We start from the raw sequence: 23,299 nt of genomic DNA, 5'->3' as shown, positions 1-23,299 counted from the left end.
GGGGGCGTGGCAAAGCGGCCCGCGCCACCTATAACCGCACCCCCGCCTGCTGGATGAATCCGCCGCCGTGACGACCAACCCGCCTGTTGATCTCTCCGCCGTGAAGGCCTGGCCCTTCGAGGAAGCGCGCAAGGTTGCCGCGCGGCTGGCGAAATCCGGCAAGGGGTCCGCGCTGTTCGAGACCGGCTACGGGCCGTCCGGCCTGCCGCATATCGGCACCTTCGGGGAGGTGGCGCGCACATCCTGGGTGCGGCGCGCCTTCACGCTACTGACCGGTCTGCCATCGCGCCTGATCGCCTTCAGCGACGACATGGACGGGCTGCGCAAGGTGCCGGACAACGTGCCGAACAAGGAAATGCTGGCGCAGCACCTGGGCCGTTCGGTCACCGCGATCCCGGACCCGTTTGGCACGCATGAGAGCTTCGGGCACCACAACAATGCGCGGCTGCGGGCGTTCCTCGATGCCTTCGGCTTCGACTACGAATTCGCGTCGAGCACCGACTATTACCGGTCCGGGCGCTTCGACGACGCGCTGATCCGCATGGCGGAACGCCATGATGCGGTGCGCGACGTGATCCTGCCGACGCTCGGACCCGACCGCCGCGCAACCTATTCGCCCTTCCTGCCGATCCATCCGAAGACCGGCGTGGTGATGCAGGTGCCGATGGAGGAGGTGCGCCCGGCCGAGGACCTGCTGATCTGGCGCGACCCGGCCGATGGCACGCGCCACGCCACGCGCATCACCGGCGGGCATTGCAAGGCGCAGTGGAAGGCGGATTGGGCGCTGCGCTGGTATGCGCTGGGCGTCGACTACGAGATGTCGGGCAAGGACCTGATCGATTCCGTGCGGCTTTCGTCCGCGATCTGCCGCGTGCTGGGTGCGGATCCGCCAGAGGCCTTCACCTACGAGCACTTCCTCGATGAGCAGGGCCAGAAGATCAGCAAGTCGAAGGGCAACGGCCTGACCATCGACGAATGGCTGCGCTACGCGCCGGCCGAGAGCCTGAGCCAGTACATGTACAACCAGCCACAGCGCGCCAAGCGGCTGTTCTTCGACCAGATCCCGCGCGCGGTGGATGAATATCTGCAGCATCGCGCGCGGCTGCGCGTGGCCCCCGATGCGACCAACCCCGCCTGGCACATCCATGGCGGCGCGGCGCCGAACGACCCGGAGCCGCCGGTATCGTTCACCATGCTGCTGAACCTGGCGTCGGTGGTGAATGCCGACGACCCGCAGATCCTGTGGGGCTTCCTTGCGCGCTACGCGCCAGGGACCACGCCGGCCACGCAACCGATGCTGGGCAAGCTCGTTGAGCACGCCGTGCACTACTACCGGGACTTCGTGGCACCCACGAAGCGCTTCCGTATTCCGACCGCGCCCGAGCGCGAGGCGCTGGCGGCGCTGATGGCGGCGCTGCGCGATCGCGCGCCCGACCTCGAGGCCATGCCGCCGGAGGATCGCGCGAAAGCCATCCAGGACCTCGTCTATGATGCCGGCCGGCGCGAGCCCTTCCTGCAGGCCAACAAGGACGGGACCACGGGCGTCTCGCGCGCCTGGTTCAATGCGCTGTACCAGGTTTTGCTGGGCCAGGAGGAAGGCCCGCGCTTCGGCGGCTTTGTCGCGCTCTATGGCATCGCGGGGACCATCGGGCTGATCGAGACGGCGCTCGCGCGCACGGAGCAGCCGGCCGCGTGACCCGAACCGGGGGCGCCCTCGCTCTGCTGAAGCGCCACGGCCCGACGGTCTTCGGGCTGCTGTTGCTGGTCGGCGCGCTGTATGTCGTGCAGCGGGAATTCCGCACGCTGTCCTGGGCCGACATCCGGGGCGCGCTGCACGCCACGCCGGCCTCCGCCCTGTGGGCGGCGGCGGGCTTCACGCTGCTCGCCTACCTGGTGCTGACCGCCTATGACCGGCTGGGGTCGGTCTATGCGGGGCATCCGGTGTCCTACGCGCGGACCTCGCTGGCGTCCTTCGTGGCGTATTCGCTTGCGAACAACCTCGGCTTCGCGACGGTGTCCGGCGCGGCCATCCGCTACCGCTTCTATGCCGCCTGGGGGCTGCCGCCCTTGGCCATCGCGAAGGTGGTGGCCTTCACCTCGCTGACCTTCGGGCTCGGCGGCTTCGCACTGGGCGGGCTCGTGCTGCTGGTCGAACCCGAAGTGCTGCCCTTCTTCGGCGACAGCGTGCCGCATTGGGCCATGCAGGCGGTGGGCGCGGCGCTGTGGTGCATCGTCGGCGCCTACATCATGCTGGCGCGGTTCGTGCCGCATTTCCGCATGTTCGGGCACCAGATCGACCTGCCGGGCTTCCGCATGGCGCTGATGCAGACCGGCCTCGCCTCGGCCGACGTGGCGGTCACTGCGATGATCTTCTGGACGCTGCTGCCGCCGGTGGAAGGGCTGACCTTCCTGCATTTCCTCGGCATCTACGTGGCGGCCTACACGGCTGGCATCGCGGCGAACGTGCCGGGCGGGATCGGCGTGTTCGACGGGGCGATGCTGTTCGGGCTGTCGGGCTACCTGCCAACGCCGGTCGTGGTCGGCGCGCTGCTGCTGTTCCGCCTGTTCTACTACATCGCGCCGCTGTTCCTCGCGGGCCTGCTGTTCGCGGCCTTCGAGGTCAGCCAGCGTCGCCACCTGCTCGACCGCTTCTCGTCCGAGCGCGGGGTTGCGATTTCCTTCGAGGTGCCGGCGATGGCCGCGCTGGCGGGGCTTGCCGCACTCACGCTGGTGTTCATCGGCGCGCTGCCGCCCAAGCCCGGTCCGCTCGATGGCGCGCTCGCCTTCCTGGACGAGGCAGCGAGCCATTTCGCGGCCTCGATCCTGGGCTCGCTGCTGCTGGTCGCGGCCTATGGGCTGGTGCGGCGCTTGGCGCTGGCCTGGTGGGCCGCGCTGGTCTTCCTGCTGAGCGGCGCGCTGGTGGCCTGGCTGCGCGGCGAGCCCTGGTGGCTGACCGGCGCCTTCCTGTTGCTGGCGGCGCTGCTCGCGACCACGCGCCCGGCCTTCTACCGGCGCGCCCGGCTGATCGGCGAGGCGCTGACTGGCGAGACGGTGGCGGCGGTCACGGCACTCGGCCTGTGTGCGCTGACGCTGGCGACGGTGGCCTATGGCGGGCGCTTCGCCGACCTGTCCTGGTGGGGCGTCGTGTTGTCCGGGGAGGCGCCGAACACGCTGCGCTTCGCGGTCGGCCTGGCCGGCGTGCTGCTGGTGGTCGCGGCGTTCCGGCTGCTGCGCCCGGCCCGCCCGCCGGCGCTGTCCTATGGCACCGAGGTCCGCGACAGGCTCGCTGCCCTCGGCGCGCGGGCGCCGCAACATGCCGATGGCGCGGTGTTCGGCGAGGCGCAGCGCGCCGGCTTCGCCTTCGTGCGCCGCAACGGCATCTGGCTCGCGCTCGGCGACCCGGCGGGGGAGGAGCGCGACCGCGTCTCCGCCATCTGGCGGTTCCGCGACATGTGCGAACAGGCGGGCGCAGATCCGGCCTTCTGGCATGTCGGGCCCGGGCTGCTGCGGGTCTATGCGGATATCGGGCTGACGTCCTTCCCGCTCGAAGGTGCGCCAGGTCACTTCCTGGCCTGCCGGGCTGAGCATGATCTGGCGGCGCTGCTGCCCCTGCTGCCGGGGCTCGATGATGCCGGCTGAGGCGCTTGCCAGACCGGCCCCGACAGGCCATTGCACGCGCCGCGTGCCTGCAGATGAGGGACACACATGCGCATCGCCATGATCGGGGCCGGGTATGTCGGCCTCGTCTCCGGCGCCTGCTTCGCCGAATTCGGCGTCGACGTGACCGTGATGGACGTGGACCCAGACAAGATCGCCGGGCTGCGCGCGGGGCGCATGCCGATCTACGAACCTGGCCTCGACAAGCTGGTGGCGGAGAATGTCAGGAACGGCCGGCTGACCTTCACGACCGACATCGATGCGGCGGTGAAGGGGGCGGATGCGGTCTTCCTCGCGGTCGGCACGCCGACGCGGCGCGGCGACGGACATGCCGACCTGACATACGTTTACGCCGCGGCCGAACAGGTGGCGCGCGCGGCGGACGGCCCGCTGGTGATCGTGACGAAATCGACTGTGCCGGTCGGCACGGGGCGCGAGGTTCAGGCCATCGTGCGGCGCGTGCGGCCGGATGGACAGATCGCGGTGGCGTCGAACCCGGAATTCCTGCGCGAGGGCAGCGCGATCGGCGACTTCATGCGCCCTGACCGCGTGGTGATCGGCGTGGATGACGACCGCGCGCTGGCCGTGATGAAGCGGCTCTATCGGCCGCTCTACCTGATCGAGACGCCCGTGCTGGCCGTCAGCATCGAGAGCGCGGAATTGATCAAGTACGCCGCCAACGCCTTCCTCGCGACCAAGATCACCTTCATCAACGAGATCGCGGACCTGTGCGAGAAGGTGGGGGCCGACGTGCACGACGTGGCGCGCGGCATGGGCCTCGATGGTCGCATCGGTCGGAAGTTCCTGCATCCCGGGCCCGGCTATGGCGGGTCCTGCTTCCCCAAGGATACGCTGGCGCTGGCGCGTACCGCGCAGGATGCCGGCGTGCCGATCCGCCTGGTGGAAGCCACCATCGCGGTGAACGAGGCGCGCAAGGCGCAGATGGCGGACCGCATCCTTGCGGCGCTCGGGCCGTCACCGGCCGGCAAGCGCGTCGGTGTACTGGGGGTGACCTTCAAGCCCGAGACCGACGACATGCGCGATGCGCCTTCGCTGGTCATCCTGCCGAAGCTGGTGGCCGCCGGTGTCGAAGTGCGTGCCTTCGACCCGCAGCCGGGCCATGCGCGCCAGGCGCTGCCCGCGGCGGTCGGCTTCGCCCAGACGGCGCTGGACGCGGCGAAGGGGGCGGATGCGGTGGTGGTGCTGACGGAATGGAACGAGTTCCGCGCGCTGGCGCCGCATCGGCTGAAATCCGCGATGGCGGGCGACGTGGTGCTCGACCTTCGCAATGTCTGGGATCCGGCGGCGATGCGCGCCGCGGGGTTCGCCTATTCCTCCATCGGCCGCCCGTGAGGGAGTGACCATGCCCGTCTTCAACCACCGCTTCGATCCGACGGTTCTGCGCGAATACGACATCCGCGGCATTGTCGGCAAAACCCTCAAGCCCGAGGACGCTTTCGCGATCGGCCGCTGCTTCGGCTCCGTGGTGATGCGCGCGGGCGGCAAGCGCGTGGCCGTAGGCTACGACGGACGGCTGCATTCACCTGAGATGGAGGCGCAGCTGGTCGCCGGGCTGCGCGCCTGCGGGCTGGAGGTGGTGCGCATCGGGCTGTGTGCCACGCCGATGCTGTACTTCGCTGCCTATGACCAGGAGGCCGATGGCGCGGCGATGGTGACCGGCAGCCACAATCCGCCCGACTACAACGGCTTCAAGATGATGATCGGCAAGAAGCCGTTCTACGGCGCGCAGATCCAGGAGATCGGCCGCATGGCGCGCGAGGGCGACGTCGTGCCCGAGAAGGCCGGCACCGACCGCGCCGTCGACATCGCCGGGCGCTATGCGGACCGTGTGTTGGCCGATTGGGACGGTGGCGACCGGGCGCTCAAGGTGATCTGGGACCCGGGCAATGGGTCCGCCGGGCCGATCGTGAAGGCACTGGCGTCGCGGCTGCCGGGCACGCACTACGTCATCAACGGCGACGTGGATGGGAATTTCCCCAACCACCATCCCGACCCGACGGTGGCGAAGAATCTCGAACAGATCATCACCGAGGTGAAGCGCGAGAAGGCCGACCTCGGCATCGCCTTCGACGGCGACGGCGACCGCATCGGCGTGGTGGACAATGAAGGCCACATCCTGTTCGGCGACCAGCTGCTGATCGTGCTCGCCCGTGATGTGCTGAAGTCGAAGCCGGGTGCCACGATCATCGCGGACGTGAAGGCATCGCAGGTGCTGTTCGACGAGGTGGCGAAGGCCGGCGGCGAGCCGCTGATGTGGAAGACCGGCCATTCGCTGATCAAGGCCAAGATGGCCGAGACCGGCTCCCCGCTGGCCGGCGAGATGTCGGGGCACATCTTCTTCGCCGACAAGTGGTACGGCTTCGACGACGCGCCGTATTCCGCCGTGCGGCTGCTTGGCATCGTCGCGCGCATGAGCGGATCGCTGGCGGACGTGCGCGCCGCGCTGCCGCAGGTGATCAACACGCCGGAGCTGCGCTTCAACTGCGAGGAAACGCGCAAGTTCGTCGTCGTACAGGAGGTCAAGGACCGCCTGGCCGCCGAGGGTGCCAAGGTGCAGGCCGTCGATGGCGTGCGCGTGCTGACCGAGGATGGCTGGTGGCTGCTGCGCGCATCGAACACGCAGGCGGTGCTCGTGGCGCGCTGCGAAGCGTCGTCCGAGGCGGGCCTGGAACGCCTCAAGGCGCAGTTGGTGAAGCAGCTGGTGGCTTCGGGCCTGGAAGCGCCGGATTTCTCGGCGGAGAACGCCGGGCACTGACGGCCGCCTTCCCCGCGCGGCGACAACCGGTCTAGCCTTCACCTCCAGCAGCCTGAGCAACGGCTGCAGGAGGAACCCCAGGCATGACCCTCGCCCGCCGTACGCTGCTGCTCGCCGCCGGCGCCACCCTCGCCGCGCCGGCCCTCGCTCAGGATTTCCCGACGCGCCCCATCCGCATCATCGTGCCCTTCCCGGCGGGCGGCACCACCGACCTTCTCGCCCGGCTGTTCGCCCAGCGCATGACCGAGACCATGGGCCAGTCCGTGGTAGTCGAAAACCGCGGCGGCGGCGGCGGATCCATCGGCGCCGACGTGGTCGCGAAGGCCGCCCCCGATGGCTACACGCTGCTGTTCCACAACATCACCTTCCCGACCACGACCGCGGCGATGACGCTGGCTGGGCGCCCGCCGCACGACATCGATCGTGACTTCGCGCCGTTGTCGCTCGGCGCCAACGTGCCGCTGATCATCCTGGCGAACCCGGGCGTACCGGCGGCCGACCTCAAGGGCTTCGTGGACTGGGCACGGGCGCAGCCGAACCAGCCCTTCTATGGCTCCACAGGCCCCGGCTCTTTCATGAACATGGTGGGCGAGGTGCTGAAGCGCGACGCCAATATCCGCATGGAGCACGTGCCGTTCCGCGGCGCCGCACCGCTGGTGCAGGAACTGATCGCCGGGCGCGTGCAGTTCGGCGGCGACCAGATCTCGACCTGCCTGCAGCATGTGCGCGCCGGCACGCTGAAGGGGCTGGCCAATGTCGCCTCGCGCCGGTCCGCGGTGCTGCCGGACGTGCCGACGGTGCGCGAACAGGGCTTCCCCTCGCTGGAGCTGGAAGGCTGGAACGGCTTCTTTGCCCCCGCGCGCACGCCGGCGCCGGTGATGGCGCGACTGAATCGCGAGATCGCTGCCGCCGCACGGCATCCTGATTTCGTGCGCCGTTGCGACGAGGTAGGTGCGGAGGCAGTCGGCTCAGACGCGGACAGCTTCGGCACCATGGTGCGTGCGCAATCCGCCAAGATCCGCGACCTGGTGGTCAGCGTGAACCTGCGCCCGGAGTGAGGGCCGCAACCGCGGTGCAGGCGCCGCCACGCGCAGGCGAGGCCCCCGGCCCGTGATCCTGTTCGTCTATGGCACCTTGCTCGATGCGGGCGTGCTGGCACGCGTGTCCGGTGACCCCGCCCTGGCGCGACAGTCGCGCGCCGCCATGCTCGAAGGCTGGCGGCGCGTGGTGCTGCGCGGCACGCCCTATCCCACGCTGGTGCCGCGGCACGGCGCGCGGGTCGAAGGCGCGGTGCTGCGCGTCGGCGACGCGGCGCTCGCGCGGTTGTCGGCGTACGAGGGCAGCGCATATGCGCTGACGCCGGTCAGGGTGGTGACGGCGCGCGGGGCGCTGCACGCGCGCGCCTGGATCGCCCCGCCTTGGCGCGCCGACCGTGCGCGGGACTGGCCGTGATCAGGGCACGGCGCGCGCGGCCGCCATCCCGCTGAGCCAGGCGCCGGCCACGGTCGCGGCGAAGCGCGGGTGGCAGGCCTCGCCGGCGAAGCACAGGCGCCCGTCCGCGACTGGCGTGCCCAGCACCCGGCGCGCCGCCAGCGCGCCAGGTCGCGCGTGCGAATAGGCGCCGCGGAACAGCACATCCTCGCCCCACCGCGTGACGGTCGCGCGACCCAGCGTGGCCGCGGCGCGCGCGCCGAAGATGCCAGCGATCTCGTCGCGCGCGGCGGCTTCGAGCGCCGCTGCGTCGTGCAGCATCTCCCAGGCGCGCGCGCCGCCGCAGAAGCCGATCAGCAGCGGGTCATGGAACAGGCGCGACAGGAAGGACATCGGACGGTCGTCGGTTGACTCCACCGCGCGGCGCACACTCGCGAAGGCGGGCAGGTCGGGCGCGGCGGGATCGTCGGCACGAAACGCGACCTTGGTCAGCAGGCCCATCGGCAGGTCGTCGATCGCCTGCTGGGTCGCGGCTGGCAGCGGCGGGTCGAAGGCGATGCCGCCAGCTGCGAGCACGCCGGTCGAGACGGTCACGATGGCGGCGCGTGCAGCCAGGCTGCCGAAGCCACCCTCCGCGACCACGCCGGCCGCCCCCCAGCGCAGGCGATCGACACGCGCACCGAGGCGCACCGGCAGGCCTTCGGCGAGGCGCGTGACCAGGCCCCCGATGCCCTCGCGCAGGATCAGGTTCGGCCCGTCGAGCGCTGTCGCCGCCAGGTCGTGCAGCGACATGCGGTGCAGTTCCGCGGCGCAGATCTGCGCGCCTTCCCAATGCGCGATGGTGGCGTCCCAGCGGCCACCCTGGGGTGCGGCCTGGTCGGCGGGGCGGTCGGGTGCGCCGTCCGCCGCGGCGGCTTCGATCGCGGCCCAGAAGGCGTCCTCGGCGGCGGCGAAGTCCTTGCGTTCCTCCGGCGTGGCGAAGCGGTCCCGTGTCACCAGCCGCCGGTCGCGCAGCGTGTCGTGGTCCAGTAGCCGCAGGCCGAGGCCACGCGCCAGTGGCGTCAGGGGATTGTCATTGGCCTGGTGCAGCCAGGAGGCGCCATGGTCGAAGGGCAGGCCGAGCGAGTGGCTCTCGGTATGCGCGCGCCCGCCCACGCGCGCGCCGGCTTCCAGCACCACGCAGGTCCGTCCGCGTGCGGCGAGATCTCGCGCGGCCGCGATACCGGCGCAACCGGCGCCGATGACGACCACGTCTGGATCGGAAGGGAACATCGCCGCATCATGGCGCGGAAGACGCGAAGGATGAACCATGCTGCAAGCGCCGCCCGCCGAACCCGGCATGCGCGAGGACGAGATCGACACGCCGGCGCTGGTGATCGACCTCGATGCCTTCGAGCACAACCTCGACACCATGGCCGCGCTGTTGGCCCCGACCGAGGCGAAGCTTCGCGCGCATGCCAAGACGCACAAGTCGCCGGTTGTCGCGAAGCTGCAGATGGCACGCGGCGCGGTCGGGCAATGCGTGCAGAAGGTGGCCGAGGCGGAAGCCCTCGCGTGGGGCGGCGTCCCGGACGTGCTGGTGACCAACCAGGTGGTGGGCCCGCGCAAGTTGGCGCGTCTGGCCGCGCTGTCGCGCATCTGCGAGGTCGGGCTGTGTGCCGATGACGAGGCGCAGGTGGTGCTGGCCGAGCAGGCAGCGGAAGCCGCGGGCATCCGGCTGAAGATGCTGGTCGAGATTGATGTTGGCATGGCGCGCGGCGGCATCGAGGCCGGCCCGCCGGCGGTCGCGCTGGCGGAACGCATCGCCGCGTCGAAGCACCTCATCTTCGGCGGGCTGCAGGCCTATCACGGCAGCGCGCAGCATATCCGTGAGCCGGAGAAGCGTGCCGGCGCGATCGCCGAGGCGGTGGCGCGCACGCGGCGCACGATGGAGCAGTTGGCGCAGCGCGGCCTGTCCTGCGCGATCGTGGGCGGTGCGGGCACCGGCACCTTCCGGCACGAGGCGGCGAGCGGCGTCTATACGGAAATCCAGGCCGGATCCTACGCCTTCATGGACGTGGACTACGCGAAGAATGACGACGCGCCGCCCTTCCGCCACGCGCTGTTCGTCGCGACCACGGTGATGAGCCGCGCAGCGCCGGGGATCGTGGTGGTGGATTGCGGGCACAAGGGTGTCGCGGTGGATTCTGGCATGCCGGGCGTGTGGGAACGGCCTGGCCTGCGCTTCGCGGGTGCGTCGGACGAACACGGCAAGATCATGGTGGAGGATGCTGCGGCACCCGCGCTGGGTGAGCGGCTGCGCCTGGTGCCCGGGCATTGCGACCCGACGGTGGATCGCTATGACTGGTATGTCGGCGTGCGGAAGGGGCGGGTGGAATGCCTCTGGCCGATCGCGGCGCGGGGCGGGATGGCGTGAGCGTCGCGCTGCGGATTGCCGCAGCGCGATCGTGCAGCGCGACGCACCTGGGCCGGAGGCGCGGCGCAGCGTGCGTGCATGCGGCAACCTCATCGGATCGTGCCCTGCGCGATCCGGAAGCGCCAAGCGCGACCGCGCCCCGACCATCATCCGCCGTCGGGACGCCAGTGCGTGGTGGGAAGGCATGCCGCGCCGGTCGCAGCACCGCTTGCGACCGGCGCCCGCGGTCTGACGGACAAAAAAACTACTGACTCGCCCAGACGATCCGATGCATCCACGCGATCTCGGGCAGCTCGAAGCTGTAGCTCGGATGAGCGGGGTTGAGGCTCGCGAGTTCGATCCGCTTGGCCGATTGGCGACGGAGTTCCTTGGCCATCACCTCGCCCTTAGCGGTCCGCACCACCACGCGGTCCCCGCGGCGCACCGGCGCGCCCGGGGAGACCACCACCACGTCGCCGTCGCGGAACACCGGTTCCATGGACTCGCCCGAGATCTCCAGCGCATAGGCGTTGGGATCGCCGATTTCGGGCAGGGAGATCTCGTCCCAGGAGCCGCCGACAGGGTAGCCGCCATCGTCGAAGTAGCCCTCGCCCCCCGCCTGGGCCAGGCCGATCAGCGGCACGCGCCGGCCCACCCCGCCGCGCCCTGATCCGCCGCGCGAGAGGGCAGGCATGCCCGACACCAGTGAGGCGAAGTCGTCGATCCCGCGTCCGACCGCGTTCAGCACCTTGGCGATGCTCTCGGTCGAGGGCCATCGCGCGCGGCCATCCGCGCCGATGCGCTTCGATGGGTTGAAGGCGGTGGGATCGAGCCCCGCCTTGCGCGCAAGCCCGGAGGCCGAAAGCCCGTGCTCGGCCGCGAGGGCATCGAGGGCGCGCCAGATGTCGTCATGCCGCATGGGAACAGATGTCCTTGGGTCGCCAGGACGCGAATCCAGATGAAGTGGGCGTCCTGGGGAACATATCCTAGGTCTAGTGTCGTGATGCAATAGGTCAATCTTCCTTTTTCGGCTTGCCTCGATGCAACTTGAGCGGTTAATGTTCTTGTATTGTTCACCCCACAGGCGAGAACCCCCCATGCGCCCCGCCCCCCGCACTGCCCACGCCCCCCGCTACGCCAGCATCGCCGCCGCCGAGCCCTTTCGGTCGGCCGAGGAAGCCTGGTTCTGGACCATGTCCGCGCTGATCGCGCGGCGCGACGGCGCGCGCATCACCGCCGGCAAGGGCGAGAAGGTGCGCCCCTGCGAACCGGACGACGTGATCAAGTGCCTCGACCGGCTGTACCGCTGCCGCCGCATCGACCTGATCCACGCGCGTATTCTGCGCCTGTGGGGTGAGCGCGGCATCGCCCCGGACCCGCGCCACCTGTCCGAGCGCGCCGATGCCGCGCAGTGGCGCGAGGCCATGAATCGCCTGGAATGGCCGCTGCGCGTGAAGGGGATCGTGGCGTGAAGCCCACGGTTTCCGGCGCCTCGCGGGGCCAGGACGGATCGCGCGGCCCCCCCCGCCTGCGCGCCGCGCGCGACGCCCCGCAACAGGTCTGGATCGCCTTCGGCGGCGAGGCCGACCAGGCTTGGCTGCGCCCGCTGCGCCGCGGCTTCCGCCACTGCTTCGCCGCCCTGCGCGACGAGGCCGGCTGGACCGTGGTGGAACCCGTCTCGGGCCGCTTGCTCGTGCTGCGCATCGCCATGCCGGCCGGCTACGACTTGCCGGGCTTCTACCGCCGCGCGGGGCTGCGCGTGGTCGGACCCTTCGCGCCGGGTCCGGCGCGTCCGGGATGGCTCCCGCCGGTGCTGCCGCAGACCTGCGTCGGACTATGCCGCGCTCTGCTGGGCGCCGGTGCGCCCTTCGCGCTCACGCCCTTCGGCCTGTTCCGGCGGCTGGTGAAGATTCTTCAAGAAAATAGGAAAAATGTCTTGACCCAGTTCGCGCCCTGACGTATCACCATCAGGCCAACGGGCGATCTGCGCCCGGCGGCCTTCCTCCGCTCCCTCCCGAGACTTTCGCGAACCCGCCCTTCCCCCGGAAGGGCGGGTTCGCGGCTTTTCGGGCTGTGCGCGGAGGGTCCCGTCCCCCAATCGAGAGGAGCCGCGCGCGCATGGGTGGCCTGTTCCGCGCCCCGAAGCCTGTCGTCATCGCACCTGCCGCCGCACCGGCCCCGGCGCAAGCCGTCGTCGCCCCGCAGCAGGCCATCGAGGAGACCGCAGCCGCCGCCCGCGTCGAGACGCGCGAGCGTGCCCGCCGCGGCCTCTCCGGCACCATCGCCACCTCCGCCGCCGGCGTGCTCGGCGCGCGCGCCGACTTCGCGGCGACGCGCAAGTCGCTCCTGGGGGAATGAGAGCATGACCCCCGAGGACATGCTGGCGCGCCATGCCCGCGCGCTCGATCGCCGCCGCGCGCAGGATGCGCTGTGGCAGGACTGCTACGACCACGTGCTGCCGCCCGCGACCGGCGGGCGCGTGGCGATCTTCGACGCCACCGCGGCGGATGCTGCGGAACAGCTCGCCGCTTCGTTGTTGGCGGAACTGACGCCGCCCTGGTCGCGCTGGTTCGGCCTGGCACCTGCCCGCCAGGTGGAAGGCGACACCGAGGCCGCGATCGCGTTGGAAGATTCGGCGGAGGTGCTCCAGGGCCATTTCGACCGGTCGAACTTCGCGCTCGAGATGCACCAGGCCTTCCTGGACCTGGTGATCGCCGGCACGGGGCTGCTGCTGGTCGAGGAAGCGCCGGTGGGCGAGCCCTCCGCGCTGCGCTTCACCGCCGTGCCGCTGCGTGAGGCGGTGCTGGAGGAAGGCCCGTCCGGCCGGCTCGACACCGTGTTCCGCGCAGCACGCCTCAGCGAGGCAGCGCTGCGTGCCCGCTACCCCGATGCGCCCGTGGCGCCCGCGGAGGAGGACGCCGAGGCGCCGCGCCACCGCGTGCTGGAAGCGGTCTGGCCCGATGCGCGCGGGCATGCGTTCCGCGCGCTGTTGGTGACCGACCGCGGCCCGGTGGTGCTGCGCGAGGGCCGCTTCGCCGAAAGCCCCTTCGTCGGCTTCCGCTGGCTGAAGGCGCCGGGCGAGGTCTATGGCCGCGGCCCCGTCGCCAAGGCGCTTCCGGACATCCGCACCGCCAACAAGGTGGTCGAGCTGATCCTGAAGAACGCATCGATCGCCGCGACGGGCATCTGGCAGGCCGACGATGACGGCGTGCTGAACCCGGCGACGGTGCGGCTCGAACCAGGTGCGATCATCCCGAAGGCGCCGGGGTCCTCGGGCCTCACGCCGCTCGCGGCACCGGGCAACTTCGACGTGTCGCAGCTGGTGCTGACCGACCTGCGCACGCGCATCCGCAGCGCGCTGCTGGCCGACCGCATCGGCCCCGAGCGGCGCGACAACGTGACCGCGACCGAGGTGCTGGAACGCGCCGCGCAGACCGCGCGCCTGCTGGGGGCGACCTATGGCCGGCTGCAGGCGGAGCTGCTGACGCCGCTGGTCTCCCGTTGCCTGTCCATCCTGCGCCGGCGCGGGGAGATCCCGCCGCTGTTGCTCGATGGTCGCGAGGCGGTGCTGCGCTACCGCAGCCCGCTCGCGCAGGTGCAGGGGCGATCGGACGCGGCGAACACGCTGCTGTTCCTGCAGGCGGTCCGCGCCATGGGCCCCGAGGCGATCGCCACCATCGACCTGCCGGCCGCTGCCCGCTGGCTGGGGCGCACGCTGAGCGCCCCCGCCGAAGTCCTGCTTCCCCCCACCGAGAAGGAGTGAGCCCCTCATGCCCGAGGACCTGCTGGAGACCGCGCTGGCCGAAGGTGCCGCGCCGCAGACGAATGCCCGCCCCGATGACGTGCCCGAGAAATTCTGGGACGCCGAGGCCGGCGCGGTGCGCGTCGAGGCGCTGCTGAAATCCTATCGCGAGCTGGAGCGCCGCCTATCGCAGCGCGCCGGTCCGCCCGCCGAGGACGCGCCGGAGGAAGACCGCATCCGCTTCCGCCGGTCGCTGGGCGTGCCCGATGGCCCCGACGGCTACGAGATCGCGCCGAAGCACGAACTCTGCTGCCCCGATGACGACATCAACCGCCGCCTGCACGAAGCCGGCTTCAGCAAGGCCCAGGCGCAGCTGGTCTATGACCTGGCGGCCGAACGCCTGCTGCCGCTGATCGCCGAGGCCGCCGGCCAGTTCGAGGCCGAGCGCCAGGTTGAGAAGCTGCGCGACCACTTCGGCGGCGAGGAACGCTTCCGCCGCATCGCCGCGCAGATCACCGCCTGGGGCCGGTCGAACCTGCCCGCGCCGGTGATGGAGGCGCTGTCCACCACGGCCGAGGGAGTCATCGCCCTGCACCGCATGATGGAGGGCAAGGAGCCGGGCCTGGCGCGGCGCGGCGAGGAACCCGCCGGGGCGGATGAAGGCGAGCTGCGCGCGATGATGCGCGACCCGCGCTACTGGCGCACGCGGGAGCCGGAATTCGTCAAGCGCGTGACCGATGGCTTCCGCCGCATGGTCGGCGGCTGAACATCCTTCCGGCGCGGCTCGAGCGGTCCTCCCTGACGCTCGCCGCGCTGGCGGCCCCGCGCGATCGCGCGCGGTGGCCCGGGGCGGGTGGCGCGCCTTGAACCAGGCAGCGCCGCCCGCCCCGTGAGCTTCCGGCCCGCGCACAACCCTGACCGGCGCGCGGGCCGCGCCACGCCCGGCCCCTTCGCGGCCAACCGGGCTCACGGCGCATCCCTCCGCACACATCCATCATGAAAGGGCACCCGCATGTCGGGCACCATCGAACAGGCCTTCGTGAAGCAGTTCGAAGCCGAGGTCGCCGAGGCCTACCAGCGCCAGGGCAGCAAGCTGCGCCCCACCGTGCGTTCCAAGACCGGCGTCAAGGGCGCGTCCACCATCTTCCCGCGCGTCGGCAAGGGCGTGGCCGCGTCGAAGGCGCGCAACGGCGTCGTGCCGGTGATGAACCTCACCTACGCGAACGCTGAGTGCTTCCTGCAGGACTACTACGCCGGCGAGTGGATCGACCGCCTGGATGAGATCAAGACCAACATCGACGAGCGCACCGTCATCGCCAACGCTGGCGCCTATGCGCTCGGCCGCAAGACCGATGAGCTGATCGTCGCGGCGCTCGACACTGCCACGGCGGAAGCGACCGGTACCGGCACGGGCCTGACCGACACCGATGGCCTGACCAAGCAGAAGGTCCTGATGGCCTTCGAGATGCTCGGCGGCGCCGACGTGCCCGATGACGGCAACCGCTTCGCCGTGGTCGGCTGGAAGCAGTGGAGCGAGCTGCTCGCGATCGACGAGTTCGCCCGCTCCGACTACGTGGGCGACGACGCTCTGCCCTGGAAGGGCACGCAGGCCAAGCGCTGGCTGGGTGCGCTGTGGATGCCGCATTCCGGCCTGACCAAGACCGGCGTGCTGCGCTACTGCTACTTCTTCCACAAGACGGCGGTCGGCCACGCGGTGGCGTCCGAGGTGGTGACCGACATCACCTGGCACGGCGACCGCGCCGCGCACTTCGTGAACAACATGATGTCGCAGGGCGCGGTGATGATCGACCCGACCGGCGTCGTGCGGATGCGCGCGAAGGAATAGCGAAGGTCGGGGGGAGGGAACTCCCCCCGAACCCCCCCTCCTTTTTCTGGCACCTGAGGACTGACCGGACAGGTCGGTCCCCGTCCCCTTTCGGAGGATCCCCGATGGCGCTTTCCGCCCTCGCGCTCTGCTCGCGCGCGCTGCTCAAGATCGGCGCGCAGCCTGTCGCCTCCCTCGACGAGGGCACGGCCGAGGCCGAGGTCGCGGCCAACCTCTATCCGGGGATCCGCGACGCGCTGCTGTCCTTCCACCCCTGGTCCTTCGCCACCGCGCAGGCCGGCCTTGCGCGTCTGTCCGCCGTGCCGCGGGCGGACTTCTCCTCCGCCTTCCAGCTGCCCGCGGGCTTCCTGCGTGCGCTGTCGGCCGGCACCGCGGGGCGTGCGCGCGGCATCGTCTATCGCCTGCAGGAAGACCGTCTGTTCACCGACGCGACCGAGGTCGCCCTGACCTACATCTTCCGCCCCGACGAAAGCGCCTTCCCGCCCTATTTCGCGCAGGCCCTGGTCGCGCGCCTGGCGGCGGAATTCTGCATCCCGCTCACCGAGAACTCCTCGCGCGCCGAGATGCTGTTCCGTCTCGCGGAAGCGGAGCTCCGCCAGGCCCGCCAGGCCGACAGCCAGCAGGCCAGCGCGCGCGTGCTGGAAGGCTTCTCCCTCATTGACGTGCGGGGCTGAGCCATGCCTGTCGTCAAGCGTGCCAAGACCAGCTTCGCCGCCGGGGAACTCGCGCCCGAACTGCTCGGCCGTGGCGACCTGCGCGCCTTCGAGAACGGGGCGCGCCGCCTGCGCAACGTGTTCATCCAACCGACCGGCGGTGTGGCGCGCCGCCCCGGCCTGCGCCACGTCCTGCCGCTGCCGGGTCCGGCGCGCCTGATCCCCTTCGAATTCAATACCGAGCAGACCTATGTCATGGTGCTGATCGGGGGCGCACTGCGCGTGCTGCAGGGCGATGCGGTCGTCGCGACGCTGGCCGGGCCCTGGACCGCGGCGATGCTGCCGCAGCTCGGTTTCACGCAGTCCGCCGACACGCTGCTGCTGGTGCATCCGGACATGACGCCGCAGCGCATCACGCGCACCACGACCGGCTGGACCATCGCGCGCTGGGCCTTCGTGCGCGACCCATTCTTCCGCTTTGCCGATGCCAGCGTCACGCTCCAGGCGACTGCGACCAGCGGCATCATGACGCTGTTCGCCAGCGCGCCGCTGTTCACCGCGGGCCATGTCGAGACGCGCCTGCGCATTGCAGGCAAACGCGTGAAGGTGCTGTCGGTGCAGACCGCGCAACAGGCGAGCGCGGTGGTCGAGGATCTGCTCACCATCACCGGCCCCACCACCGACTGGGACGAAGCAGCCTTCAGCACCGCGCGCGGCTGGCCCGTGAGCTGCGGCTTCCACCAGGACCGCCTGGTGGTTGGCGGGTCGCGCGACCTGCCGAACCGGCTGTGGTTTTCCCGCACTGGGGACCTGTTCAACTTCGACGCCGGTACCGGCCTTGATGACGAGGCGATCGAATTCGGCCTGGTCTCGGACCAGGTGAACGCGATCCGCGGCGTGTTCTCCGGCCGGCATCTGCAGGTGTTCACCTCGGGCGCCGAATGGATGGTGACGGGCGATCCGCTGACGCCCTCCTCCATCCAGCTGAACCGCCAGACGCGGGTGGGTTCGCCGGTCGATCGCCTGGTGCCGCCGGTCGATGTCGACGGCGCCACGGTGTTCGTCGCTCGCGGCGGGCAGGGTGTGCACGAATTCGCCTATACCGACGTGAGCCAGGCCTACCAGGCGAACGACCTCGCGATCCTCGCGCGGCACATCGTCTCGATGCCGGTCTCCATGGCCTACGACCAGCGCGCGCGGCTGCTGCATCTGGTCATGGCCGATGGCGGGATCGGCACGCTCACGCTTTATCGCGCCGAGCAGGTCACCGCCTGGACGCGCCAGGAGACCGACGGCGCCTTCCGCGCCGTGGCGGAATCCGACGGCACGGTCTGGGCCGTGACCGAGCGCGCCGGCGCCTTCGCGCTGGAACGCTTCGAGGCCGGGCTCGCACTCGATGCCGCGCTGACCGGCAGCGCGACCGTGGCGCAGGACGAATGGAGCGGCCTGTCGCATCTCGAAGGCCGCGAGGTCGGCGTGCTGGCCGATGGCGCCCCGCGTGAATCCGCGCTGGTCGCAGGCGGCGCGGTGGTGATCGACCCGCCGGCGAACAGCGTGCAGATCGGCCTGGCCTATCGCCACGAGATCGAGCCGCTGCCGCCGGACATCATCTCGCCCTCGGGTGCCGCGACCGGGCCGTTGCGTCTGGTGGCGGTGACCTTCCGGCTGCTCGAGACGGCGGCGCTGTCGGTCGATCTCGGTCGTGGTGCCGAGCCCGTGCCGTTCCGCCGGCTGGATACGTCGCTGCTCGATGCGGCGCCGCCATCGTTCACCGGCGACGTCACGCTACGCGGCCTGGGCTGGCGGCGCGACCGGCTGCGCCCCGTCTGGCGCGTCGAGGGCGACGCACCGCTGTCCATGACGCTGCTTTCCGTCACCACCGAGATCAGGATGACCGACTGATGGCCCAGCTCGCTTCACTCGCCTCGCTCGCCGGCACGGGCCTCGCCGTCTATGGCCAGGTCCGCCAGGGCCAGCAGCAGCGGGCCACCGCGCGCGCGCAGGAGGAGAACCTCCGCGCGCAGCAGGCGGCACAGACCGACCAGGTTACGATGCAATCCGCCGTGCAGGAGCGCGAACGCCAGGACCGCCTGGCGCGCACCATCGCATCCGCCCGAGCTCGGCTGGCCGCCGGCGGCGTGGCACCGGACGAGGGCTCCGCAGCGGCACTCACCGCCGGTCTGCGGCGTGACGCGACGCAGGACGCGGCGGGGGACGCCGCCGTGACCGCAGCGCGTCTTGCGGCCGGGCGGCGATCGCTGCTCGCCACCGATGGCAGTCTGAACTCCTTCCTGCGGGCCGGGCAGACCCTCGGCGGCGCGGTGCGAAGCCTTTTGGACTGACCCCTCAGGCGGCGGGCGCCGGCCGTCTGGCCGGCTTGCCTTTGCGCCCCGCCTTGGCGTGCCCAGCGCGGATGGTGGTCTGGGCGCAGTCGCGCCGTGCGCTCCCGGACCGCGGCAAGGCCGCGATCCGCGTGTCCAGCCTGTTCCGGCCGGCTTTGGCCGCCCCACCCCTTCAAGACATCGAGGACCACCCATGGCCGAACACATCACGATCGGCGATGTCGCGCCGCGCGTGCAGTACGTCGCGGACGGCGTCCTGGCCGACTTCACCTATCCCTTCCCGATCTTCGACGAGGCCGACCTCGAGATCCGCCTGGATGGCGCGGTGCTTCTGGGCGGATCGACGATCCTGGGGGCGGGGTCATCGGATGGCGGCACGGTCACGCTGGCCGAACCGCCGCCGCCGGGCACGCGCGTGACGCTGCGCCGGCGCCTGAAGATCGCCCGCGCGACCGACTTCCAGGACAATGGAATCCTGCGCGCCCGCGCGCTCAACGACGAGCTCGACTACCAGGTCGCCGCCATCCAGCAGGTGGCTGACGAGGTGGCCGGGACCGTGCGGCTCGACCCCGCCGATGGCGGGGAACTGGTGCTGCCACTGCGCGGCGCGCGCGCCAACCGCGTGCTCGGCTTCGACAGCACCGGCGACCTCACGGTCTTCGACCGCGGTACGCAGGCGCTGGGCGTGCCCTATCCGGGCGGCGTGCCGCGCATGGTCGAGGACAAGCTCGCCGAGCGCCTGACCGCGCGCGACTTCGGCGCGACCGGCGACGGCGTGACCGATGACGGCCCGGCGCTCGCCGCCGCCATGGCCGCGGCCGCCGCCTCGGGCCGCGTACTCGAGATCGGCGAGGGATCCTTCCGCACCACGCAGCCGCTCACGCTCGGCGGCGGTGCGGCCGGGCTGATCATGCACGGCGCGATCATCTATGCCGGGCCGGCGGGGAACACCGCGCTCACGCTCGGCGACGGTGCCGCCGTGCGCAACGCGGCCAAGCGCTACGAGGGCCTGCGCGTGCTGCGCGCGACGATCTCCAGCTGGGACAACGAGGCCGATATCGGCCTGGTGATGCGCAACCTCGATGCGTCCTTCGTGGAAATCCGCCAGGTCGAAGGCTTCACCATCGGCGTGCGCACGCAGGGCGTGGAGCGCGGCTTCGAGGACAGCACGCTCGTCCTCGGGCGCATCGTGAACAACAAGATCGGCCTCGATGTGCGGACCGAGACGGCCGGCGCATGGAACACCTCCGTGCGCTACTACGGTGGGCACTTCGCCATCGGCAGTACGGTCTATCCGGACAAGGACCGCTACGGCGTGCGGTTCTCCGCCGCACCCGGCGCCTATGTCTCGCACAACCGGCACATCTTCGACGCGCCGGGCTTCGAGCTGCAGGCCGCAGGCCGCCCGATCAGCGGCATCCCGTTCCTGATCGAGGTCAACAGCCGCTCGGTCTGGGGGCGCGCGTTGCGCATGGAGAGCTGTTCGCCCTTCGTCGCGCGCCATACCGGCGCGGCGCAGGACCATATCTACGAGGTCGCCTGGGCGAGCCAGACCTACCAGGTGGAGGTCGACTACACCGACACCGCGACACGCGTCGGCGCCGTGGTGCGCGCCTCCCACCAGGCGGCCGCCTTCCGCGAGGCGTCGCGCGAAGTGGCGGCGGTGCCGAACCTGCGCGCCGCGCGCATCCGCTGGTCGAACAGCGAATGGGGCTTCGAGAGGCTTGCCTGCCTTTCGACCAACGTCTCGGGTTCGCCGACCACGCTGGCCGACTTCGCCTTCCCGGCCCTGGACAACTACGGCTTCAGCAACGACGGCGTGGTGCTGACCGGCGGGCGGGGCCTCGGCTTCGTGGTGGATGCGCGCGGCTGCCGCGAATTCGCCCTCGCGGTCGATGCCGATGCGCCGCGGCTGGTGGTCATGTGCTTCGACGCCGCGCGCAACCTGCTGAGCGACACCGGCACGGCGCTGGTGCGCGCCTCGGGCCAGTCGATCGTCTGGAACGCGGCGGCGCGCTGGTGGCAGGGGTCGGCCGACATGGCGGATGCGACCTTCACGCGCCCGCAGGTCGTGCGCCTCGCGGCCAATGTCGCCTACGCCATCATCGGCGTGGCGCGCATCGGCGCGGATTACGAGGTGCGCGCGATGCGCCTCGCGTGCGATCCGCTGTTCGCGCCGCCGCTGCTCTATGCGCAGCCCGGCCTGCCGCATGGCGGGCGGGAGATGGTGGCCGAGGCCGCCTGGGATCCGCCGTCGATCGCGGCGGGTGCGATCGCGCAGGTCAACATCGCGGTGCCTGGCGCGCGGCCGGGTGACTTCGCCTCGGCGGCCTTCTCGCTCGCCACCTCGGGCGTCGTGTTCCTTGCGCAGGTGGGGGCGACGGATGTTGTCACCGTCACTGTCTGGAATCGTTCGGCGGTGGCGATCGACCTCGGTGCCGGCACGGTGCGTGCCCGCGTGGTGAAGACGTGACGGGTCGCCGCGAGCCGACGGTTCGCGGGCCCGACCTCCGCAGGGCGATGGATGTCGTCACGGAGAGCTACCTCGACTTCCTCTCCTGCGGGCCGGAGCACGGCACCGGCGACGATGCGCGCGCCTTCGTCGCCTACCACGCGGCCTGCAAGGCGGCGCTCGCGCATCTCGAGGCGCTGGTGAAGCTCGCGCGCGGGATGGGCGCCGCCCCGCCGGAGGCCGAGGAGGCACAGGTGCTGATCCTCGAGGCGCGCGAGGCCCTGTCCCATTTCCAGGAGGAGGATCCGGATGCCAGCGAGGAGCAATGCTGAACCGGGATTCCTCGAATTCGCCTGGGTGTGGAACCGGCGGCAGAAGCAGGACACGCCGCCGGTCCACCGCCGCATCGCCCGATGGCTGGAGGCACGCCAGACGGCCGGCGAGACGCGGCTGCTGCTGATGGCGTTCCGCGGCTGCGGCAAGTCAACCCTTGTTGGGCTGTGGTGCGCCTGGCAGCTCCTGCGCCGGCCAGAGACGCGCATCCTGGTGCTGGCGGCGGATGCCTCGCTCGCGGTCAAGATGGTCGCGACTGTGCGGCGCATTGTCGAACGCCATCCGCTGTGTCGCCACCTGCTGCCGGATGGCGCGGAATCCTGGGCATCCGACCGCTTCACGGTGAAGCGCGGCGGCGCGCTGCGCGACCCGTCGATGCTCGCGCAGGGCATCGGCGGCAATGTCACCGGGTCGCGCGCCGAGGTGATCGTGTGCGACGACGTGGAGGTCGCGGGCAATTGCGACACGCCCGGCAAGCGTGCCGACCTGCGCGAACGCCTGGCGGAGGCGGAGTTCGTCCTGACGCCGGGCGGCACCATCCTGTTCGTCGGTACGCCGCATTGCGAGGACAGCCTCTATCGCAACCCACGCGAGGAGGGCGCCTTCCTCGCCGGCTACCGGCGCCTGGCGGTGCCGGTGATGAATGCGGCGGGTGCCTCGGCCTGGCCGGAGCGCTTCCCGCGCGATGCCATCGCCGCACTGCGCGACCGCGTGGGCCCGCTGCAGTTCCAGCGCCAGATGCTGCTGCAGCCCGTGGCGGCGAGTGCGGTGCGGCTCGATCCTGCCGCCATCATTCGGTACGCCGACGAACCCGAGTACCGGGAGGCGCAGGGCAGGGGCGTCCTCACGCTGCTGGGCCATCGCCTGGTCTCGGGCGGCGCCTTCTGGGACCCGGCCTATGGCCGGCCCGGCGCCGGCGACGCGTCGGTGCTGGCGAGCTGCTTCTCGGATGGCGATGGGCGCACCTTCCTGCATCGCCTGGCCTACCTCACGCATGATCCGGCGGCGGCGCTGGACCCCGCCACGCAGCAGTGTCGCAGGGTCGCGGCGATCCTGGGCGAACTGCTGCTGCCGGCGGTGCGTGTCGAGACAAACGGGCTCGGCCGCTTCCTGCCGGCGCTGTTGCGGCGTGAACTGGCGCAGGCGGGTGTCGCCTGCCAGGTGATCGAGCACGCCAGCACGAAGGCGAAGGAGGACCGCATCCTCGGCGCTCTGGAGCCCGCGCTCGCCGCGCGCCGCCTGCATGCGCACGAGGGCGTGTTCCGCACGCCCTTCCCGGGCGAGATGGCGGAATGGCGCCCCGGTGCGCCCGGCGCGCGCGACGATGCGTTGGATGCGGTGGCCGGCTGCCTTCTGGCCGAACCGGTTCGCCTGGTCAGCGGCCCACGTCCCGCGCCGCGCCCATCCTGGCGCGGCGGGTGAGCCTCAGGCGGCCTGGCGCTTCAGGATCTCACTGGCGTGGCGCTCGCGCCCGGCGTCGGTGATCTCGAAGCGGCCATCGTCGCGCGGCTGCGCCAGGCCCATCGCGGTCAGCCGGTTCAGACAGGGCCCGTCCTTCAGGCCCGGCGGGCGGCCATGCGGCCCCACCAGCGTCAGCCGGTGCAGCGCCGAACGGCAGCAGGTCTCGAGATACGGCTCGTTCCACATCGCGACGCGGTCATCCCCCGGCATT

Annotated in this window: 22 protein-coding genes; 19 read left to right on the top strand and 3 right to left on the bottom strand. The window is 71.2% G+C overall.

The features are described from left to right. Positions 1–49: 49 nt before the first annotated feature. The 6 genes from MWM08_RS18460 to MWM08_RS18435 all read left to right on the top strand — a co-directional run bounded on the left by MWM08_RS18460 (position 50) and on the right by MWM08_RS18435 (position 7,885). A complete protein-coding gene (locus tag MWM08_RS18460; protein WP_423816052.1) occupies positions 50–1,696 on the top strand; it encodes a lysine--tRNA ligase in 1,647 nt (548 codons plus the stop codon). After that, positions 1,693–3,639: a phosphatidylglycerol lysyltransferase domain-containing protein gene (locus MWM08_RS18455; protein ID WP_244407969.1), complete on the top strand. Its 1,947-nt coding sequence runs from the start codon at positions 1,693–1,695 to the stop codon at positions 3,637–3,639. The genes MWM08_RS18460 and MWM08_RS18455 overlap by 4 nt, the downstream gene beginning before the upstream one ends. 66 nt (positions 3,640–3,705) lie before the next feature. Then, positions 3,706–5,010, top strand: coding sequence for a UDP-glucose dehydrogenase family protein (locus MWM08_RS18450; RefSeq protein ID WP_244407968.1), 1,305 nt, complete (start codon positions 3,706–3,708; stop codon positions 5,008–5,010). 10 nt (positions 5,011–5,020) lie between these two features. Then, positions 5,021–6,433 carry a phosphoglucomutase/phosphomannomutase PgmG gene (gene pgmG / locus MWM08_RS18445; RefSeq protein WP_244407967.1) on the top strand — a complete coding sequence of 471 codons (1,413 nt, stop codon included), beginning with the start codon at positions 5,021–5,023 and terminating at the stop codon, positions 6,431–6,433. Positions 6,434–6,516: 83 nt separating this feature from the next. Next, positions 6,517–7,491: a Bug family tripartite tricarboxylate transporter substrate binding protein gene (locus MWM08_RS18440; RefSeq protein WP_244407966.1), complete on the top strand. Its 975-nt coding sequence runs from the start codon at positions 6,517–6,519 to the stop codon at positions 7,489–7,491. A 52-nt stretch (positions 7,492–7,543) separates the two neighbouring features. After that, positions 7,544–7,885, top strand: coding sequence for a gamma-glutamylcyclotransferase family protein (locus MWM08_RS18435; RefSeq protein ID WP_244407965.1), 342 nt, complete (start codon positions 7,544–7,546; stop codon positions 7,883–7,885). Here the strand turns inward: MWM08_RS18435 and MWM08_RS18430 are convergent, their stop codons facing one another. Next, on the bottom strand, positions 7,886–9,136 hold the full coding sequence (locus MWM08_RS18430; RefSeq protein WP_244407964.1) for a flavin monoamine oxidase family protein: 1,251 nt from the start codon (positions 9,134–9,136) through the stop codon (positions 7,886–7,888). A gap of 37 nt (positions 9,137–9,173) precedes the next feature. Here MWM08_RS18430 and MWM08_RS18425 point away from each other — a divergent pair, with 37 nt between their 5' ends. Further along, the gene (locus MWM08_RS18425; RefSeq protein WP_244407963.1) at positions 9,174–10,280 is read left to right on the top strand and encodes a DSD1 family PLP-dependent enzyme; all 1,107 of its coding nucleotides are present in this window, start codon (positions 9,174–9,176) and stop codon (positions 10,278–10,280) included. 244 nt (positions 10,281–10,524) lie between these two features. Here the strand turns inward: MWM08_RS18425 and MWM08_RS18420 are convergent, their stop codons facing one another. After that, the gene (locus tag MWM08_RS18420) at positions 10,525–11,178 is read right to left on the bottom strand and encodes a S24 family peptidase (RefSeq protein ID WP_244407961.1); all 654 of its coding nucleotides are present in this window, start codon (positions 11,176–11,178) and stop codon (positions 10,525–10,527) included. Between the two features lie 178 nt (positions 11,179–11,356). On the opposite strand from MWM08_RS18420, the gene MWM08_RS18415 reads away from it, so the two are divergent. From MWM08_RS18415 to terL, 12 genes are all read left to right on the top strand, one after another. Beyond that, a complete protein-coding gene (locus MWM08_RS18415; protein ID WP_244407960.1) occupies positions 11,357–11,731 on the top strand; it encodes a hypothetical protein in 375 nt (124 codons plus the stop codon). Next, positions 11,728–12,216, top strand: a complete 489-nt coding sequence (locus tag MWM08_RS18410; protein ID WP_244407959.1) for a hypothetical protein — start codon at positions 11,728–11,730, stop codon at positions 12,214–12,216. The genes MWM08_RS18415 and MWM08_RS18410 overlap by 4 nt, the downstream gene beginning before the upstream one ends. Positions 12,217–12,377: 161 nt before the next feature. Beyond that, positions 12,378–12,617 (top strand): hypothetical protein, encoded by a 240-nt coding sequence (locus tag MWM08_RS18405; protein WP_244407958.1) that lies wholly within the window; start codon positions 12,378–12,380, stop codon positions 12,615–12,617. Positions 12,618–12,621: 4 nt separating this feature from the next. Further along, a complete protein-coding gene (locus MWM08_RS18400; RefSeq protein ID WP_244407957.1) occupies positions 12,622–14,022 on the top strand; it encodes a portal protein in 1,401 nt (466 codons plus the stop codon). A 7-nt stretch (positions 14,023–14,029) separates the two neighbouring features. Further along, complete coding sequence (locus MWM08_RS18395; RefSeq protein WP_244407956.1) at positions 14,030–14,767, top strand: capsid assembly protein; 738 nt, start codon at positions 14,030–14,032, stop codon at positions 14,765–14,767. Positions 14,768–15,013: 246 nt separating this feature from the next. Beyond that, positions 15,014–15,847 (top strand): phage capsid protein, encoded by an 834-nt coding sequence (locus MWM08_RS18390; RefSeq protein ID WP_244407955.1) that lies wholly within the window; start codon positions 15,014–15,016, stop codon positions 15,845–15,847. Between the two features lie 104 nt (positions 15,848–15,951). Beyond that, positions 15,952–16,521: a phage connector family protein gene (locus tag MWM08_RS18385; protein ID WP_244407954.1), complete on the top strand. Its 570-nt coding sequence runs from the start codon at positions 15,952–15,954 to the stop codon at positions 16,519–16,521. A 3-nt stretch (positions 16,522–16,524) separates the two neighbouring features. Further along, positions 16,525–18,402 carry a phage tail protein gene (locus MWM08_RS18380; RefSeq protein WP_244407953.1) on the top strand — a complete coding sequence of 626 codons (1,878 nt, stop codon included), beginning with the start codon at positions 16,525–16,527 and terminating at the stop codon, positions 18,400–18,402. Then, complete coding sequence (locus MWM08_RS18375) at positions 18,402–18,842, top strand: hypothetical protein (protein WP_244407952.1); 441 nt, start codon at positions 18,402–18,404, stop codon at positions 18,840–18,842. The genes MWM08_RS18380 and MWM08_RS18375 overlap by 1 nt, the downstream gene beginning before the upstream one ends. A gap of 193 nt (positions 18,843–19,035) precedes the next feature. Continuing rightward, positions 19,036–21,315 (top strand): phage tail fiber domain-containing protein, encoded by a 2,280-nt coding sequence (locus tag MWM08_RS18370; RefSeq protein ID WP_244407951.1) that lies wholly within the window; start codon positions 19,036–19,038, stop codon positions 21,313–21,315. 47 nt (positions 21,316–21,362) lie between these two features. Then, entirely contained in the window at positions 21,363–21,626 is a 264-nt protein-coding gene (locus MWM08_RS18365; RefSeq protein WP_244407950.1) for a hypothetical protein, read from the top strand. Beyond that, the gene (terL, locus tag MWM08_RS18360; protein ID WP_244407949.1) at positions 21,604–23,049 is read left to right on the top strand and encodes a phage terminase large subunit; all 1,446 of its coding nucleotides are present in this window, start codon (positions 21,604–21,606) and stop codon (positions 23,047–23,049) included. The genes MWM08_RS18365 and terL overlap by 23 nt, the downstream gene beginning before the upstream one ends. 3 nt (positions 23,050–23,052) lie before the next feature. On the opposite strand, the gene MWM08_RS18355 is transcribed toward terL, so the two are convergent. Further along, positions 23,053–23,274 carry a hypothetical protein gene (locus tag MWM08_RS18355; RefSeq protein ID WP_244459989.1) on the bottom strand — a complete coding sequence of 74 codons (222 nt, stop codon included), beginning with the start codon at positions 23,272–23,274 and terminating at the stop codon, positions 23,053–23,055. Positions 23,275–23,299: the final 25 nt, after the last annotated feature.

This window comes from Roseomonas fluvialis (assembly GCF_022846615.1).
Lineage (GTDB): Bacteria > Pseudomonadota > Alphaproteobacteria > Acetobacterales > Acetobacteraceae > Neoroseomonas > Neoroseomonas fluvialis.
The sequence above is the reverse complement of the archived record's forward strand: the minus strand, read 5'-3'. Positions and strand labels throughout refer to the sequence as shown.

Bases quoted from the DNA above. Each gene is read 5' to 3' on its own strand.
- MWM08_RS18450 (WP_244407968.1), top strand. From the start codon at position 3,706: ATGCGCATCGCCATGATCGGGGCCGGGTATGTCGGCCTCGTCTCCGGC.
- pgmG (WP_244407967.1), top strand. From the start codon at position 5,021: ATGCCCGTCTTCAACCACCGCTTCGATCCGACGGTTCTGCGCGAATAC.
- MWM08_RS18440 (WP_244407966.1), top strand. From the start codon at position 6,517: ATGACCCTCGCCCGCCGTACGCTGCTGCTCGCCGCCGGCGCCACCCTC.
- MWM08_RS18430 (WP_244407964.1), bottom strand. From the start codon at position 9,136: ATGTTCCCTTCCGATCCAGACGTGGTCGTCATCGGCGCCGGTTGCGCC.
- MWM08_RS18425 (WP_244407963.1), top strand. From the start codon at position 9,174: ATGCTGCAAGCGCCGCCCGCCGAACCCGGCATGCGCGAGGACGAGATC.
- MWM08_RS18420 (WP_244407961.1), bottom strand. From the start codon at position 11,178: ATGCGGCATGACGACATCTGGCGCGCCCTCGATGCCCTCGCGGCCGAG.
- MWM08_RS18415 (WP_244407960.1), top strand. From the start codon at position 11,357: ATGCGCCCCGCCCCCCGCACTGCCCACGCCCCCCGCTACGCCAGCATC.
- MWM08_RS18405 (WP_244407958.1), top strand. From the start codon at position 12,378: ATGGGTGGCCTGTTCCGCGCCCCGAAGCCTGTCGTCATCGCACCTGCC.
- MWM08_RS18400 (WP_244407957.1), top strand. From the start codon at position 12,622: ATGACCCCCGAGGACATGCTGGCGCGCCATGCCCGCGCGCTCGATCGC.
- MWM08_RS18395 (WP_244407956.1), top strand. From the start codon at position 14,030: ATGCCCGAGGACCTGCTGGAGACCGCGCTGGCCGAAGGTGCCGCGCCG.
- MWM08_RS18390 (WP_244407955.1), top strand. From the start codon at position 15,014: ATGTCGGGCACCATCGAACAGGCCTTCGTGAAGCAGTTCGAAGCCGAG.
- MWM08_RS18385 (WP_244407954.1), top strand. From the start codon at position 15,952: ATGGCGCTTTCCGCCCTCGCGCTCTGCTCGCGCGCGCTGCTCAAGATC.
- MWM08_RS18380 (WP_244407953.1), top strand. From the start codon at position 16,525: ATGCCTGTCGTCAAGCGTGCCAAGACCAGCTTCGCCGCCGGGGAACTC.
- MWM08_RS18375 (WP_244407952.1), top strand. From the start codon at position 18,402: ATGGCCCAGCTCGCTTCACTCGCCTCGCTCGCCGGCACGGGCCTCGCC.
- MWM08_RS18370 (WP_244407951.1), top strand. From the start codon at position 19,036: ATGGCCGAACACATCACGATCGGCGATGTCGCGCCGCGCGTGCAGTAC.
- MWM08_RS18365 (WP_244407950.1), top strand. From the start codon at position 21,363: ATGGATGTCGTCACGGAGAGCTACCTCGACTTCCTCTCCTGCGGGCCG.
- terL (WP_244407949.1), top strand. From the start codon at position 21,604: ATGCCAGCGAGGAGCAATGCTGAACCGGGATTCCTCGAATTCGCCTGG.
- MWM08_RS18355 (WP_244459989.1), bottom strand. From the start codon at position 23,274: ATGTGGAACGAGCCGTATCTCGAGACCTGCTGCCGTTCGGCGCTGCAC.